The sequence below is a fragment of the Cellulophaga lytica DSM 7489 genome, assembly GCF_000190595.1.
GTDB lineage: Bacteria > Bacteroidota > Bacteroidia > Flavobacteriales > Flavobacteriaceae > Cellulophaga > Cellulophaga lytica.
This window is the reverse complement of the sequence record NC_015167.1, coordinates 181,701-196,590: the sequence shown is the minus strand read 5'-3', so window position 1 is coordinate 196,590 and position 14,890 is coordinate 181,701. Positions and strand designations below refer to the sequence as shown.

Annotated in this window: 17 protein-coding genes; 7 read left to right on the top strand and 10 right to left on the bottom strand. The window is 32.6% G+C overall.

The features are described from left to right. The first annotated feature begins 161 nt into the window (after positions 1 to 161). From CELLY_RS00970 to CELLY_RS00960, 3 genes are all read left to right on the top strand, one after another. The gene (locus CELLY_RS00970; RefSeq protein WP_013619780.1) at positions 162 to 665 is read left to right on the top strand and encodes an outer membrane beta-barrel protein; all 504 of its coding nucleotides are present in this window, start codon (positions 162 to 164) and stop codon (positions 663 to 665) included. Between the two features lie 78 nt (positions 666 to 743). After that, on the top strand, positions 744 to 1,166 hold the full coding sequence (gene aroQ, locus CELLY_RS00965) for a type II 3-dehydroquinate dehydratase (protein WP_013619779.1): 423 nt from the start codon (positions 744 to 746) through the stop codon (positions 1,164 to 1,166). A 10-nt stretch (positions 1,167 to 1,176) separates the two neighbouring features. Further along, positions 1,177 to 1,905, top strand: coding sequence for a Dph6-related ATP pyrophosphatase (locus CELLY_RS00960; protein ID WP_013619778.1), 729 nt, complete (start codon positions 1,177 to 1,179; stop codon positions 1,903 to 1,905). A gap of 8 nt (positions 1,906 to 1,913) precedes the next feature. Here CELLY_RS00960 and CELLY_RS00955 read toward each other — a convergent pair whose 3' ends face one another. After that, on the bottom strand, positions 1,914 to 2,204 hold the full coding sequence (locus CELLY_RS00955; protein WP_013619777.1) for a DUF3817 domain-containing protein: 291 nt from the start codon (positions 2,202 to 2,204) through the stop codon (positions 1,914 to 1,916). A gap of 85 nt (positions 2,205 to 2,289) precedes the next feature. Continuing rightward, the gene (gene lpdA, locus CELLY_RS00950; protein ID WP_013619776.1) at positions 2,290 to 3,681 is read right to left on the bottom strand and encodes a dihydrolipoyl dehydrogenase; all 1,392 of its coding nucleotides are present in this window, start codon (positions 3,679 to 3,681) and stop codon (positions 2,290 to 2,292) included. Between the two features lie 156 nt (positions 3,682 to 3,837). Between lpdA and CELLY_RS00945 the strand changes: the two genes are divergently transcribed. Further along, entirely contained in the window at positions 3,838 to 4,740 is a 903-nt protein-coding gene (locus tag CELLY_RS00945) for an MBL fold metallo-hydrolase (RefSeq protein ID WP_013619775.1), read from the top strand. Positions 4,741 to 4,743: 3 nt separating this feature from the next. Here CELLY_RS00945 and CELLY_RS00940 read toward each other — a convergent pair whose 3' ends face one another. The 4 genes from CELLY_RS00940 to CELLY_RS00925 form a co-directional block, all read right to left on the bottom strand. After that, a complete protein-coding gene (locus tag CELLY_RS00940) occupies positions 4,744 to 5,271 on the bottom strand; it encodes a DUF1572 family protein (RefSeq protein WP_013619774.1) in 528 nt (175 codons plus the stop codon). Between the two features lie 2 nt (positions 5,272 to 5,273). Further along, on the bottom strand, positions 5,274 to 5,684 hold the full coding sequence (gene msrB / locus CELLY_RS00935; protein ID WP_013619773.1) for a peptide-methionine (R)-S-oxide reductase MsrB: 411 nt from the start codon (positions 5,682 to 5,684) through the stop codon (positions 5,274 to 5,276). Next, positions 5,684 to 6,172: a peptide-methionine (R)-S-oxide reductase MsrB gene (gene msrB, locus CELLY_RS00930; protein ID WP_013619772.1), complete on the bottom strand. Its 489-nt coding sequence runs from the start codon at positions 6,170 to 6,172 to the stop codon at positions 5,684 to 5,686. The genes msrB (CELLY_RS00935) and msrB (CELLY_RS00930) overlap by 1 nt, the downstream gene beginning before the upstream one ends. Before the next feature lie 124 nt (positions 6,173 to 6,296). Next, positions 6,297 to 6,830: a hypothetical protein gene (locus tag CELLY_RS00925; RefSeq protein ID WP_013619771.1), complete on the bottom strand. Its 534-nt coding sequence runs from the start codon at positions 6,828 to 6,830 to the stop codon at positions 6,297 to 6,299. Between the two features lie 172 nt (positions 6,831 to 7,002). Between CELLY_RS00925 and CELLY_RS00920 the strand changes: the two genes are divergently transcribed. After that, positions 7,003 to 7,812: a M48 family metallopeptidase gene (locus CELLY_RS00920; protein ID WP_013619770.1), complete on the top strand. Its 810-nt coding sequence runs from the start codon at positions 7,003 to 7,005 to the stop codon at positions 7,810 to 7,812. An 84-nt stretch (positions 7,813 to 7,896) separates the two neighbouring features. Beyond that, a complete protein-coding gene (locus tag CELLY_RS00915; protein ID WP_013619769.1) occupies positions 7,897 to 9,216 on the top strand; it encodes an MFS transporter in 1,320 nt (439 codons plus the stop codon). Positions 9,217 to 9,290: 74 nt separating this feature from the next. On the opposite strand, the gene CELLY_RS00910 is transcribed toward CELLY_RS00915, so the two are convergent. Genes CELLY_RS00910 through CELLY_RS00895 form a run of 4 tightly spaced genes read right to left on the bottom strand, consistent with a single transcriptional unit; the run spans position 9,291 to position 12,187 of the window. Then, complete coding sequence (locus tag CELLY_RS00910; protein WP_013619768.1) at positions 9,291 to 10,013, bottom strand: head GIN domain-containing protein; 723 nt, start codon at positions 10,011 to 10,013, stop codon at positions 9,291 to 9,293. A gap of 14 nt (positions 10,014 to 10,027) precedes the next feature. After that, the gene (locus CELLY_RS00905; protein ID WP_013619767.1) at positions 10,028 to 11,104 is read right to left on the bottom strand and encodes a hypothetical protein; all 1,077 of its coding nucleotides are present in this window, start codon (positions 11,102 to 11,104) and stop codon (positions 10,028 to 10,030) included. After that, the gene (locus CELLY_RS00900) at positions 11,085 to 11,633 is read right to left on the bottom strand and encodes a hypothetical protein (RefSeq protein ID WP_013619766.1); all 549 of its coding nucleotides are present in this window, start codon (positions 11,631 to 11,633) and stop codon (positions 11,085 to 11,087) included. Before CELLY_RS00900 ends, CELLY_RS00905 begins: the two co-directional genes overlap by 20 nt. Further along, entirely contained in the window at positions 11,630 to 12,187 is a 558-nt protein-coding gene (locus CELLY_RS00895; protein ID WP_013619765.1) for an RNA polymerase sigma factor, read from the bottom strand. Before CELLY_RS00895 ends, CELLY_RS00900 begins: the two co-directional genes overlap by 4 nt. A 218-nt stretch (positions 12,188 to 12,405) precedes the next feature. Here CELLY_RS00895 and lon point away from each other — a divergent pair, with 218 nt between their 5' ends. Continuing rightward, positions 12,406 to 14,850 (top strand): endopeptidase La, encoded by a 2,445-nt coding sequence (gene lon, locus CELLY_RS00890; protein WP_013619764.1) that lies wholly within the window; start codon positions 12,406 to 12,408, stop codon positions 14,848 to 14,850. The last annotated feature ends 40 nt before the right edge of the window (positions 14,851 to 14,890 follow it).

Sequence of the window (14,890 nt, the reverse complement as noted above, 5' to 3'; positions counted from 1 at the left end):
TATTATAGGCTGTCTAATATTTTAGGCAGCTTTTTTATTTATAATCTAATTTTGTTAATTAAATCTTAATTTAATGCTAATACTACAATACTTGTAAGTAGGTTAAAATATTTGTTTATGTTTACGGTATAATTATAAACTAAAAATTAAAATTATTATTTATGAAAAAGTTATTTATTGTAGCTATCGCAGCTTTAGGATTTACTTTTGGAGCACAAGCTCAAGAAGGTTTTGGAGCAGGTGTTAATTTAGGTATTCCAATGGGAGATTTAGATGATTTTTATGGCTTTAATGCAGGTGTTGATATACAGTATTTAGGTGCTGTTTCAGAAACTTTTTATGCTGGGGGTACTATTGGGTATTCTCACTATTTTGGTAAAACTTATGATGCAGGTCCTGGTATTGAAATAGAGCAAGAAGATATTCAGTTTTTGCCAATTGCTGCCGTAGCTAAATTTATGATTACAGAAGATTTTTCTGTAGGTACAGATTTAGGTTATGCTCTTGGCCTTAAGGAAGATGTAGATGGTGGTTTTTATTACCGTCCTAAATTAGGTTATAGAATAGCAGATTCAATTGAGCTTAACTTATCATATGCTGGTATTAGTTTAGATGATGATATAAATGCATCTACTTTTAACATAGGATTTATGTTTCAGTTGTAAAAATAACTGATATAGAATATTTAAAAGGAAGCCAATTGGCTTCCTTTTTTTATGCGTAATATTTAGTATTTTTACCATATGAAAATACTTATAATCAATGGGCCAAACCTAAATCTTTTAGGTAAAAGAGAGCCAACAATATATGGTAACACAACGTTTGTAGATTATTTTGCTAAGCTACAACTTAACTTTAAAAATGTTGAGCTTAGTTATTACCAGTCTAATATAGAAGGTGAACTTATATCTAAAATACAAGAAGTTGGTTTTTCTTATGATGGTATTGTACTAAATGCAGCTGCTTACACGCATACATCTATTGGTATTGGAGATGCAATAAAAGCTATAGAAACCCCAGTTGTAGAGGTGCACATCTCTAATACATTTGGGCGTGAAGAATTTCGTCATCAATCTTATATATCTCCTGTTGCTAAAGGCATAATACTTGGTTTTGGCTTACAGAGTTATGACTTGGCTATACAGAGTTTTTTAGCTACAAAATAAAGCATCTATAATGCATAAAACATATTTTAACTGGAGTAGTGGTAAAGACTCTGCCTTGGCATTGTATAAGATGCAACAGTCTAATGCGTATAAAGTAGATAGACTTGTAACTTCTGTAAACTCTACATTTAATAGGGTATCTATGCACGGTTTGCGTTTACCGCTTTTAGAGGCGCAAGCAAAAGCAATTGGTTTGCCTTTACAGACTATTATGTTAAATGCAGATGTGTCTATGTCTAGTTATAATGAGGTTATGAAAACCACAATGCAAGGTTTAATTCTTAAAGGTTATACACACGCTGTTTTTGGTGATATTTTTTTAGAAGATTTAAAAAAGTATAGAGAAGACAAACTCAAAGAAGTTGGAGTAAAAGGTGTTTTTCCGCTTTGGAAACAAGACACAAAAGCGTTGCTTAAAGAGTTGTTGCAATTGGGTTTTAAAGCAATTACAGTTTGTGTTAATGCTAAATTGTTAGATGAGTCTTTTGTTGGTAGAGAAGTAGATGAAAGTTTTTTTAATGATTTACCAGAGAATGTAGATCCTTGCGGAGAAAACGGAGAGTTTCATACGTTTGTGTATGATGGGCCTATTTTTAAGCAACCTGTGAGTTTTACAGTAGGCGAGAAAGTTAAAAAAGGATATGCGCCAACGACTAACAAAGATGACAATTGCTTTAAAAAAGATGAAGATACTACTTGGGATACTTCCTTTTGGTATTGTGATCTTTTGCCTAAATAAAAAAAGCCCTATGCTTTTAAGGCTTTAGGGCTAAAATATTTTTCTTCAATATAAAATGTACCAAAAGGTAGTAAAGACGCTATAAATAAGATAGCGTACCTTTTAATTCCCCATTTTAGATGTCTGCATACAAAAAATGCTAATATGGCATAAGCTATAAATAGTACACCGTGTGCATTACCAATATAAATGTTAGGGGCTTTAATATCTGCCATATATTTTAAAGGCATGCCAACACCAAATAATAATAGATAAGAAATACCTTCTAGTATTGCAATAAGTCTAAATGCTTTAATCATATTTTAAAATTTAAAAAAGCCTAAAAACTAAGTGTAAAAAACGCTTAGACTTTAGGCTTTGTATATGTAAGTTTATTAATTACTACTACAAGTGTATAACCTCGTCATAAGCATCTGCTACGGCTTCCATAACAGCTTCACTCATTGTTGGGTGCGGGTGTATAGCTTTTAGTATTTCATGACCAGTAGTTTCTAGTTTACGTGCAACAACTGCTTCTGCAATCATATCTGTAACACCAGCACCAATCATATGGCAACCTAACCACTCACCGTATTTAGCATCAAAAATAACTTTTACAAAACCATCTGGAGTGCCAGAGGCTTTTGCTTTTCCACTAGCAGAGAATGGGAATTTACCTATTTTTAAGTCAAATCCTTTTTCTTTTGCTTGTTTTTCTGTTAAACCAACAGAGGCAACCTCAGGAATACAGTATGTACAACCAGGAATGTTACCATAATCTATAGGTTCTACGTGCATACCTGCTATTTTTTCTACACAAAGAATACCTTCTGCAGAAGCAACGTGTGCTAAAGCTGGTCCTGGAGTAACGTCTCCAATTGCGTAGTAACCAGGTATGTTAGTTTGGTAATAATCATTTACCATAATTTTGTCTCTGTCTGTAGCAATACCAACGTTTTCTAAACCAATGTTTTCTATGTTAGTTTTAATACCTACAGCAGATAAAACAACATCTGCTTGTATAATTTCTTCTCCTTTGCTTGTTTTTACGTAAACACTAACTCCGTTGCCAGAAGTATCTACTTTAGTAACCTCTGAAGAAGTTTTAACTTTAATGCCAGCTTTTTTAAAGCTACGCTCTAATTGTTTAGAGATATCTTGGTCTTCTACAGGTACTACATTAGGTAAATATTCTACCACAGTAACTTCTGTACCTATAGAGTTGTAAAAGTATGCAAACTCCATACCTATTGCACCACTACCAACTACTACCATTTTTTTAGGTTGTTCTGGTAAAGACATTGCTTCTCTGTATCCTATAATTTTTTTACCGTCTTGCGGTAAACTTGGTAACTCTCTACTACGTGCGCCAGTTGCAACAACAATGTGGTCTGCGCTATATTCGGTTTCTTTACCATCTGCATCTTTAACAGCTATTTTTTTACCAGCTTTTAAAGTACCGTAACCTTTTATGACTTCAATTTTGTTTTTCTTCATTAAAAATTGAACTCCTTTACTCATCCCTTCAGCAACACCACGACTACGCTTAATAATGGCTCCAAAATCTTTATCAACATTTTCAGCATTTAAACCATAGTCACCAGCGTGTTTTAAATACTCAAAAACCTGAGCAGATTTAATTAATGCTTTGGTAGGGATACAACCCCAATTTAGACATACACCGCCTAAACTTTCTTTTTCTACAATAGCTGTTTTTAAACCTAATTGTGAAGCTCTAATAGCAGTTACATAACCACCTGGTCCACTACCTAAAACAATAACATCAAAATTGCTCATATATATACTTTTTTTTGTCTCAAATTTTAATCTCACAAATGTACAAAACCAATTAGCAATTAGCAATTACCAAAATCTATAAATATGAATAATAACATATTGCTAACTTTTTAGTACTTATCTTTATATTTTATACATAAAAACAAACACTATTTAATGATGAAAACAACAAAATTTGCTTTTTTACTGCCATTTTTAATGTTTGCAGCAATTGTGCAATCACAGTCTAATGACGTAAAAATGCAAGTAGATAAGCTTACGCCGCAAATGTATATGTTAACAGGGCAAGGTGGTAACATAGGTGTTTTTGTTGGAGAAGAATATGTGTTAATGATAGATGACCAGTTTAGTAGGTTAAGCACAAAAATAAAGCAGGCAATAAAAAGCATTACAACTAAACCAATTGTATACTTGCTTAATACGCATATGCACGGAGACCACACTGGTGGCAATGCTAATTTTAACAACCAAACAACTACTATAATTGCACATCAAAAAGTTAGAGAACGATTGGTAAATGAGAATGAAAAGGCACTTTTGTCTAAAAAAATAGATTCTGTTACCGCACATAAGAAATTACCAGAAATTACATTTTCTGATACAATGTTGTTATATGATGCAGATGAAACTATAATGGCTATTCATGTGCATAACGCACATACAGATGGCGATGCGCAAATTTATTTTAGTAAAAATAATGTATTGCATATGGGAGACACCTATTTTTCTGGTAAATACCCTTATATAGATTTAAACCGTGGTGGTAGTGTAGGAGGTTATATAAATGCATTAAAGAAAGCGGCTATTTTAGCTAATGAAGACACAAAAATTATACCTGGTCACGGAAAATTATCAAATAAAAAAGAGTTAGAAAGTTATATTTTAATGTTAGAAACCATTTATGTTAATGTGAAGAAAGAAATTGGCGCAGGTAAAAGCCTAGAGCAAGTAATAGCTAATAAGCAAATTACTGCTAATTATGATGCTACTTATGCGTGGAGTTTTATATCTGCAGAAAAAATTAGAGAAACATTTTATAAAAGCTTAATGAATAAGTAGTGGTTATTTCCCAAACATTTTTTTGTTAAACTCTTCAGATTTTCCTGTAGGTATAGATAGTGATTGCCATTTTTTACCTTTTAACATTCTGCCAACATATGCAATTTGGGCAATGTGGCCAGCATAGTGTGCTAATTGTCTGCTAACTGCTGCCATTACAGAATGCTCTACAGCTCTAATTTTAATTTTAGTATTAAAATTGTCTTCGTTTATATTATCTATTGCAGTAAATAAGCAATCCCAACCCTTGTTCCAGTGTAGTAGCATTTCTTCCTTATTTTGGTATGGAGCAACAAACTCAGATTCTCTATTTCGCCATTCTTTTTCTCCGTCTTCTGTAAAAAAGTTTGTCCACCTGCTGAGCATATTACCTACCATATGTTTTACTATTATAGCTATACTATTGTCTGCTTCACCATAAGTCCAATGCAAATCTTCATTGGTAAGTTGGTCAAATGTTTTTTCTGCCATTGTTTTGTTTCGGTTAAACTCAAACAACATACTTTCTTTATAGTCATCAACAAAACTCATTCTTATTTTTTTAAAGACGGATTAAAATTTAAACTAGCAGAATTTATGCAGTAACGTTGCCCAGTAGTTTCTTGTGGGCCATCATCAAAAACGTGACCTAAATGTCCGCCACAATTAGCACAAACGGTTTCTACTCTTGTCATACCATGACTAGTGTCTTTTATGTATTCAATAGCGCCTTCTACTGCTTCATCAAAAGAAGGCCAGCCGCAACCGCTTTCAAATTTATGATCCGCTTCAAAAAGTTTAGCATTACAGCCTTTGCAATTGTAGCTTCCATCTTTAAAATGAAGATTAAATTCGCCGGTGTGTGGGTATTCTGTTCCTTTGTTTCTTAAAACGTTGTAAGACTGTTCAGGAAGCAGAGCTTTCCATTCTTCTTCGGTTTTTTCTACTGTATATTTTTTACTCATTATTTTGTAGGTGTAAATTTTAAAGCAGCGCCATTAATACAGTGTCTTTCTCCTGTTGTTTTTGGTCCGTCGTTAAAAACGTGACCTAAATGTCCGCCACAAACAGCGCAATGTTCCTCAGTGCGCTTGTATCCAATTTTATAATCAACATCAAAAGCTACATTGCCTTCTATTGTTCTATCAAAACTTGGCCATCCCGTACCAGATTTAAATTTATGTTCGCTTTTAAATAAAGGTGTATTGCATGCAGCACAACTATAAATTCCTTTTTCTTTAATATTTAATAGTTCGCTAGAAAAAGCACGTTCTGTACCTGCTTTACGCAATACGTTATATTGTAATGGAGTTAATTGAGCTTTCCATTCTGCATCTGTTTTTTCAACTTTAGCTAAAGTTTGTTTTTTTGTAGCTTCCTTTGTTTTTTGCGAGTTTCCTTTGCAACTTAAAAATAGGGCTACTACACTTAAAATCAGTAATTTCTTATACATCATCTTTATATTTTAAGGTTATTCAAATTTAGTCGATTTTAAACGCAATTCCTATCAAATTTAAGACATAAAAAAAGCCTCTACTTTTAAAAGCAGAGGCTAGTTATATTGTATAGTATTTTTACTATAAAGAAACGTGTATGATATTTTCTTCTTTAGTATCTAAAATGCCCATAACGTCATTAATATTTCCGGTATCTAATTTACCATTTACAGCTTCTGCAGGTAAAATAGCAACTCTAAATATTTGGTTTGCCGTGTCTGCAGTGTTTAGGGTACCTAACTCAAAGTCCGATTCTAAAAAGAACCTAGCATCTGCAAAAGTATGATCGTAATTATAAATTAAAGTACCTTGGTCTAACAATCTAGTTTGTGGCATTAAACGCCAAACGTCTATAGGTTGTCCGTCCGTTCCATCTACTTGTTCCCATAAAATATACACTAAAACAACGTCAGATTCAAAAACTTCAACAGTGTTAGGGAATTCAAAGGTTAATTCATAATTATTTTCATCAGAGAAAGTTCCGCTAACTTCATATATACTTCCTGTAATGTTTACACCATCTAATCCATCTACACCGTCAATTCCATCAGACCCGCTACAAGCCGTTAAAATTATTGCAAATATTGCTGCTACTGCTAAGGTAATTTTTTTCATAATATATAATTTGTTTCGTTTTTCTTTTTTTGAATGATTCAAAAAGCGTTCCAAATTTAAAATTAGAGAATTTATTTTGTAATTAAACTAAACAATTGAGATATTATCTATGATATTATCAAGACATAGAATATTTTTGTATTTTTAAAAACACACTAAACACATTACTATTATGAGAAAAATATTTTTAGTATTAACTATTTTTATAGCGGTTTCTGCTTGTAAAACAAATCCGTTTACAGGTAAAAAAACATTGAATATGTATCCTAACAGTTCAATATTTCCTACTGCTTTTGCGCAATATGATCAATTTTTAAATGAAAATAAAACAATAACAGGTACTAGCGAGGCAAAAATGATAACTTCTGTTGGGCAACGTATAGCCTCTGCTGCAGAACGTTGGTTAACGGCAAACGGCTATCCGGGTTATTTAAAAGATTATAAATGGGAATATAATTTGGTAGATGATGCAACTGTAAATGCTTGGTGTATGCCAGGTGGTAAAATTGTTTTTTACACAGGTATTTTACCAATTTGTCAAGATGAAACAGGTATAGCTGTTGTAATGGGGCATGAGGTAGCACATGCGTTAGCTGATCATGGGGCGCAGCGTATGTCTGCAGGACAGCTACAACAAATTGGAGCAGTTGCCGGTAATGTTTTAATTAAGGACGAAGGAACAAAAAATACATTTAACCAAGCATATGGCATAGGGTCCCAAGTAGGGGTAATGTTACCTTTTAGTAGAGGTCATGAAACTGAAGCAGACCGTATTGGATTGCAAATTATGGCTATTGCTGGTTATAACCCAGATGAAGCAGCAGAGCTTTGGAAAAGAATGAAAGCAAATAGTGGAGGACAGTCTCAGCCAGAATTTATGAGTACGCACCCATCTAACGACACAAGAATAAATAACTTAACACAATGGGCACCTGCAGCTAAGGAAGAAGCCAAAAAATTTGGAGTAACTTCTTTTAAGTAACATTAGCGTAAAAGTAAAATTCATTAATAATTGTATATTAGAGCTGTTCAAAACTAAATTTGAACAGCTCTAATTTTTTTATTTATGACCAGTATTGCATTAGTAAAAGGAAGCAAAAAACTTTTAAACGCCTGGGCCTTTTATGATTGGGCAAACTCTGTTTACAGTTTAGTTATAGCATCTGCAATATTTCCTATTTTTTATGGAGCCCTATTTAGGGCTGCTAACATAGAAAAAGTAACCGTATTTGGCGGCGAAATTGCCAGGGCTCCTTTAATTAGTTATACCACATCATTAGCGTTTGTTTTTATAGCTATTATTACACCTTTAATTTCTGGAGTAGCAGATTATTTAGGAAATAAAAGGATGTTTATGAAGTTCTTTTGCTATTTAGGAGGTGTGTCTTGTATTGGTTTGTATTGGTTTTCATTAGAAAATATATACTTTGGTTTGGTTTGTTTTTTTATGGGGTTGGTTGGTTTTTGGGTAAGTTTTGCTATAAACAATTCTTATTTGCCAGATGTTGCGCATCCAGAACAAATGGATGCTATTAGTGCCAAAGGTTTTTCTATGGGGTATGCGGGTAGTGTTTTGCTATTACTTTTTAATTTACTTATGGTAATGAGGCCAGAAATTTTTGGTATTGAGACAGATACTAATGGTATTGCAGAACTAAAAGCAATGAAGTATTCTTTTGTTACTGTTGGTATTTGGTGGATAATTTTTAGTCAATATACATTTTATTATTTGCCAAAAGGTAATAAGCAAGAAGGTGACCGCAGTAATGTAATTTTAAATGGATTTAAAGAATTAAAAGGAGTTTGGGGGCAACTTGGAAGTCAGGTTAAATTAAAGCGTTATTTAATAGCTTTTTTTGTGTATAGTATGGCTGTACAAACAGTAATGCTAATTGCTACTTATTTTGGAGAAGAAGAAATTGCTTGGGGGACAGATAAAGAGCGTACAACAGGCTTAATAGTTAGTATTTTAGTGATACAAATAGTTGCCATTCTTGGTGCATTAGTAACAGCAGCAGCATCTAAAAAGTTTGGAAATGTAAAAACACTTGCAGTAGTAAATATATTATGGGTAGTAATATGTGTTTATGCCTTTTTTATGGTAACACCTATAGATTTTTATATTGGTGCAGGCTGTGTAGGTTTGGTTATGGGTGGTATACAAGCATTGTCTAGGTCTACTTACTCTAAGTTTTTACCAAATACTAAAGATACTACGTCTTTTTTTAGTTTTTATGATGTTGCCGAAAAAATTGGAATTGTAATTGGTACTTTTTTATACGGTTTTGTGGCGCAAGTTACAGGTAGTATGCGTAATGCTATTGTGTTTTTAGCAATATTTTTTATTGCTGGGGTTGTATTGCTTTTACGTGTAAATAAGAAGTAATCAATAAAGTAGTATTTGTAATAAAAAAAAGAGAGGTTGTAAATAGCACCTCTCTTTTTTTTGTTTATAGTTTTTTATCCTTTAGAAACACCACCAGAACCAGAGGTTTTACTTTCTATTTTTTTAGGATTACCTCTGTATTTAATATCTCCAGAACCAGATACTCTAGCGTCTATAGTTTCTTTTGCAGTTACCTTAATATCTGCAGAACCAGATACTAATGCTTTTACATAGTCTGCTTCTAAATCATATGCAGAGATGTCTCCAGAACCAGAAACTCTAACAGTAAAGTCGGTAGCAGAGCCACTAAGATTTATGTCTCCAGATCCAGACATACTAGCTTTTAGTTCTTTTGTTTTAACTTTTAGGTTTATGTCTCCTGAGCCAGATATACTAGTTTTAAAAGTATTACTTACTAATGTTGTTTTGCCAATAATATCTCCAGAGCCAGATAATGTGGCTTCATTAATATGTTCTACAGGTACGGTAACTAATAATTTACTGTTTCTAGATGGAGATAAATTCATTCCTTTTTCAGCTTTAATCACAAGTTTACCATTCTTAACTTCGGTTTTAATGTGGCTTATAATATTTTCATCTCCGTGAAGTGTAATTTTTCCTTCTTTACCATCTATAAGTTCTACATCAAAAAAACCAGATACAGATATTACTTCATAATCACCTACATTTCTAGAGTCTGTAATAATGTTTCCGTTTCCTTTAACGCGTTTGCCCCATTGTGCATTTGCTGTAATTGCTATAGATAAAGCTAAGCTAAGTGTTAGTATTTTTTTCATAGTATGTGTTCTTGTTAATTTTTATGTATTGATATGCTTCCGTACTCGGTAGTTATGTTTACAAAGTTATTGCTGTTTTCTGATCCGCAAGAGCCTTTATAATTTTTTTGTGAGTTTTTAACTTCTTTTAAACTTAGGTTGCAATTGTCTACACCACTAATTCCTCCGTATGAAGATTTTAGGTTAAACTTAAAATTATAATTGTTATTGTACCCAACCTTAACACCTGTGTAATCTGCATTTATTATTACGTTGCCACAGTTTTCTGTAAGTTCAGAAATTTTTATAGAACCATAATCTGCATCTAAAGTGACGTTTCCGTTTACTTTACCAAGTTTTATACTAATGTAATCTCCACTACCTTTTATATTTTTAGCTTGGTTTACAGATATGCTACCATAATCACTAGTGTAGTCTATGTCTTGCGCGTTAATTATAGATGCGCTAGTATAGTCTGTGTTTAATATTAAGTTGCCTGCTTTAGTAATAGTAAAACCAGAATAGTCTGCATTAATTTTGGCGCTGTTAACGTAATCTATTTCAGATTTAGAGGTGTAATCAAAATTTAAGTTGTTGTTGCGTCCTCTTAATTCACCAATATCTAGCCTACCATAATCACAGTTTATGGTTGCGTGGCCATCAATCCTATCTAAAGTAATAGAACCATAATCATTAGTTAAGTCTATGTTATTTTTAACAGGTAGTTTAATAGTGTAGTTAATTTGCATATTAACGTTGTTGCTATTTCCCCAGCCCCAACTGCTGCTTTTGGCTATGTTGGTTTTAGCAGAAACGGTACTGCTAGACCCTTCAAAATTTACGGTAATATTGTCTAGTTTACGCTGAACTTTTTCTTCGTTATTACCACTAGTTTTAATATGTACTTCTATTTCTATACGGTTTTGATCCCATGAAGTAATATTAAGGTTGCCGTATTTGTTGTTAACTTTTAGTAATGCATTAGCATTAACAGTAAAGTTTTTTTTAATGGTTTTTTCTTTTGTGTATTTGCCTTTGTCATTATTGGCAGTACTTAGAAAAGGAATGGTAAGTAAGAGTAAAGTTATAATCTTATAGTGTAAAGTTTTCATCATTATAGTTCTTTAAATTTTTAATAGTATCAATTTGTTCCATAACATCTTTTACAAGATCTATTCTGGTTTGGTAATTGGTTATTATGGCGCTTAGTATAAGTTTTGTGTTGCCGCCGTTTACAAGGTTTTGTTCTAGTTTTTTATAGTCATTTTCTAATTTAGTTAACTGTAAAAGAGTATCATCTATAATTTTTTTAGTACTAGGAGATGTTTCTTTTTTTAATTCATTTACCTGATTATTAATTAAACTTGCAAAGTAAAACTTGGTTTCAGTTATTTCTGGGGCTATTTCTGCAATTTGCTCGTTAGTAGTTTGCTTTTGGTAAAAATATGAGAAACCTATTGCACATAAAAAAGCTATAGATGCTGCAATAGCAAATGGTTTCCAAGAGCGTTTATTATGTCTTTTGTTACTAGTGTTAAGCTTCTCTATAAAATTAGCAGTGTGTGTGGTACTAGGTTCTTGAGTGTCAAAACTACCTTTTAACTCTTTAAATAAATTATCTATATCTATATTGTTTTTCATATGCAAGCGCTAGTTAATTGTTTACGCAAACTTTCTTTAGCTCTAGAAATTGTAGTTCTACAATTTGCATAGCTAATATTCATTATTTCACTTATTTCTTCATAGTCATACCCTTCAATTAAATGTAAGGTCAAAGAAATTCTATAATTGTCTTTCAATTGTTTCATGGCGTCCATCACTTTTTGAGCCTTCAATTGTGTTTCACCATTATCTATTGTACTACTATCATTATCTTTGACCCTGTACATTATGTCGTCTAAAGCAACTTCTGTGTTTTTTTGTTGCTTTCTGTATTGGTAAATACTATTGTTAATTACTATTCGTTTTAACCAAGCCCCAAAAGCTACTTCACCTTTATAGGTATGTAATTTTGTAAAGGCACTTAAAAACGATTCTTGCATTATATCCTCTGCTTCAGCGCTGTGTTTTACAATTCGGTATGCAGTATTGTGCATTGCTTTATAATACCTATTATAAATCTCTAGTTGTGCACTTTGCTTACCTTCTTTGCATTGTAGCAATAAAGTATTGATATGTTCTTTTTGTTGGCTCAAAAAAATGTATGGTTTGTTTTATAGATGATAGATTAATTTAATTGTTACAATTTTTTTTAATTCTGTTTGGTATTGGCATAAGAATTGACTTTATATAGGCAATTAAACTACTGCACAAGCTACGTAATATGGGCTTTTGCAATGTATTTATAAAAATAACTAAATTTAAATAATAGATTTCTGTTTTTATTTTATGACAGAATGACTGAAATATAATTATGCGAGATTCAGAATTTGACAATTTGGCGCTACAAGGTATTAATGAAGAAGCAGAGCTTATACCATTATTAACACCTGAAGACGAGGAGGAAATGAGCAAAGAACAATTGCCAGAAATGTTACCTATTTTACCATTACGTAATACGGTACTTTTTCCGGGTGTTGTGGTGCCAATTACGGCAGGCAGAGATGCTTCTATACACTTAATTAAAGACGCTAATGAAGGGTCTAAGGTTATTGGTGTAGTTGCACAAAAAGATGAGCAAACAGAAAACCCAGGAATAGATGATATACACACTTTAGGTACTGTTGCCAGGATATTACGTGTTTTAAAAATGCCAGATGGTAATACAACAGTAATTATACAAGGTAAAAAAAGATTTGAGGTTGCAGAAGTGTTAACAGAAAAGCCTTATATGACAGCAACTGTACGTGAGGCTAGTGAGGTTAGGGCAGAGGAAGATACGCCAGAGTTTAAAGCCATTATAGAGTCTATTAAAGATATGGCTTTAAAGGTAATATCAGAGAGTCCTAACATACCTAGTGAGGCTTCTTTTGCTATAAAAAATATAGAAAGTAACTCATTTTTAATAAACTTTGTTTCATCTAACTTAAGACTGCCGGTTAAAGATAAACAAGAGTTGTTAGAGATAGAGAATTTAAAGGAAAGAGCTTTGGCTACCTTAAAATTTATGAATGTTGAAATGCAGAAACTGCAACTTAAAAACGACATTCAATCTAAGGTGCGTACAGATATGGACCGCCAGCAACGAGAGTACTTTTTGCATCAACAAATGAGAACCATACAAGAAGAATTGGGTGGTGGTGCTACTGCAGAAGATGAACTAACAGAACTTAGAGAAAAGGCAAAAGACAAAAAGTTTACCAAAAAAGAAAGAGAGTACTTTAATAAAGAACTAAGTAAAATGCAGCGTATGAATCCGCAAGTAGCGGAATATGCAATACAGCGTAATTACTTAGACTTTTTTGTGAGTTTGCCATGGGGTGAATACTCTACTGATAAGTTTGATTTAAAAGCGGCTCAAAAAATATTAGACAGAGACCATTATGGCTTAGAAGATGTAAAAAAGAGAATTATAGAGTATTTAGCAGTGTTAAAACTGCGTAATGATATGAAATCTCCAATTTTATGTTTATACGGACCTCCTGGTACGGGCAAAACATCTTTAGGTAAATCTATTGCAGAGGCTTTAGGTAGAAGCTATGTTAGAATGTCTTTAGGAGGCTTAAGAGATGAGTCTGAAATTAGAGGTCATCGTAAAACTTATATTGGTGCAATGCCAGGTAGAGTTTTAAAAAATATTAAAAAAGCAGAGCACTCTAATCCTGTTTTTGTTTTAGATGAGATAGATAAGTTATCTAACAGTCATCAAGGAGACCCTTCTTCTGCCATGTTAGAGGTTTTAGACCCTGAACAAAACAATGAGTTTTATGACAATTTCTTAGAAGTTGGGTATGACCTGTCTAAAGTAATGTTTATTGCTACAGCTAATAATTTAGGAGCAATACAGCCTGCTTTAAGAGATCGTATGGAAATTATTAACGTATCTGGTTATACTATTGAAGAAAAGGTAGAGATAGCTAAAAGGCACTTGTTACCTAAGCAGTTAAAAGAACACGGTTTAAAGCCTAAAGATTTAAAAATTGGCAAAGCACAATTAGAGAAAATTGTAGAAGGTTATACAAGAGAATCTGGTGTGCGTACTCTAGATAAACAAATAGCTAAAATGGTGCGTTATGCAGCAAAATCTATAGCTACAGAAGAAGAGTATGAGGTTAAAGTAACTAATGAAATTGTAGAAAAAGTTCTTGGACCTGCTAGGTTAGAAAGAGATAAGTACGAGAATAATGATGTTGCAGGTGTTGTAACTGGTTTAGCTTGGACAAGTGTAGGTGGAGATATTTTATTTATAGAGTCTATTTTATCTAAAGGTAAAGGCGCTATGAATATTACTGGTAACCTAGGTAAAGTAATGAAAGAATCTGCAACCATAGCTTTAGAGTACATAAAATCTAATGCAGATTATTTTGGTATTAAAGACGATATTTTTGACAAGTATAATGTTCATATACACGTGCCAGAAGGTGCCACACCAAAAGATGGTCCTAGTGCAGGTGTAACAATGTTAACCTCATTGGTATCATTATTTACACAGCGTAAAGTTAAAAAGAGCTTGGCAATGACAGGTGAAATTACACTACGTGGTAAAGTGTTGCCAGTTGGTGGTATAAAAGAGAAAATATTAGCGGCTAAAAGAGCAAGAATTAAAGAAATAATTTTGTGTGAAGATAACCGTAAAGATATTTTAGAAATAAAAGAAGAATATTTAAAGGGGCTTACTTTTCATTACGTAACAGATATGAGTCAGGTTATAGATATTGCTGTTACAAACCAAAAAGTAAAAAATCCTAAAAAAATCTAGATTACAAAAGGCTATTTAATTATATTTAAATAGCCTTTAT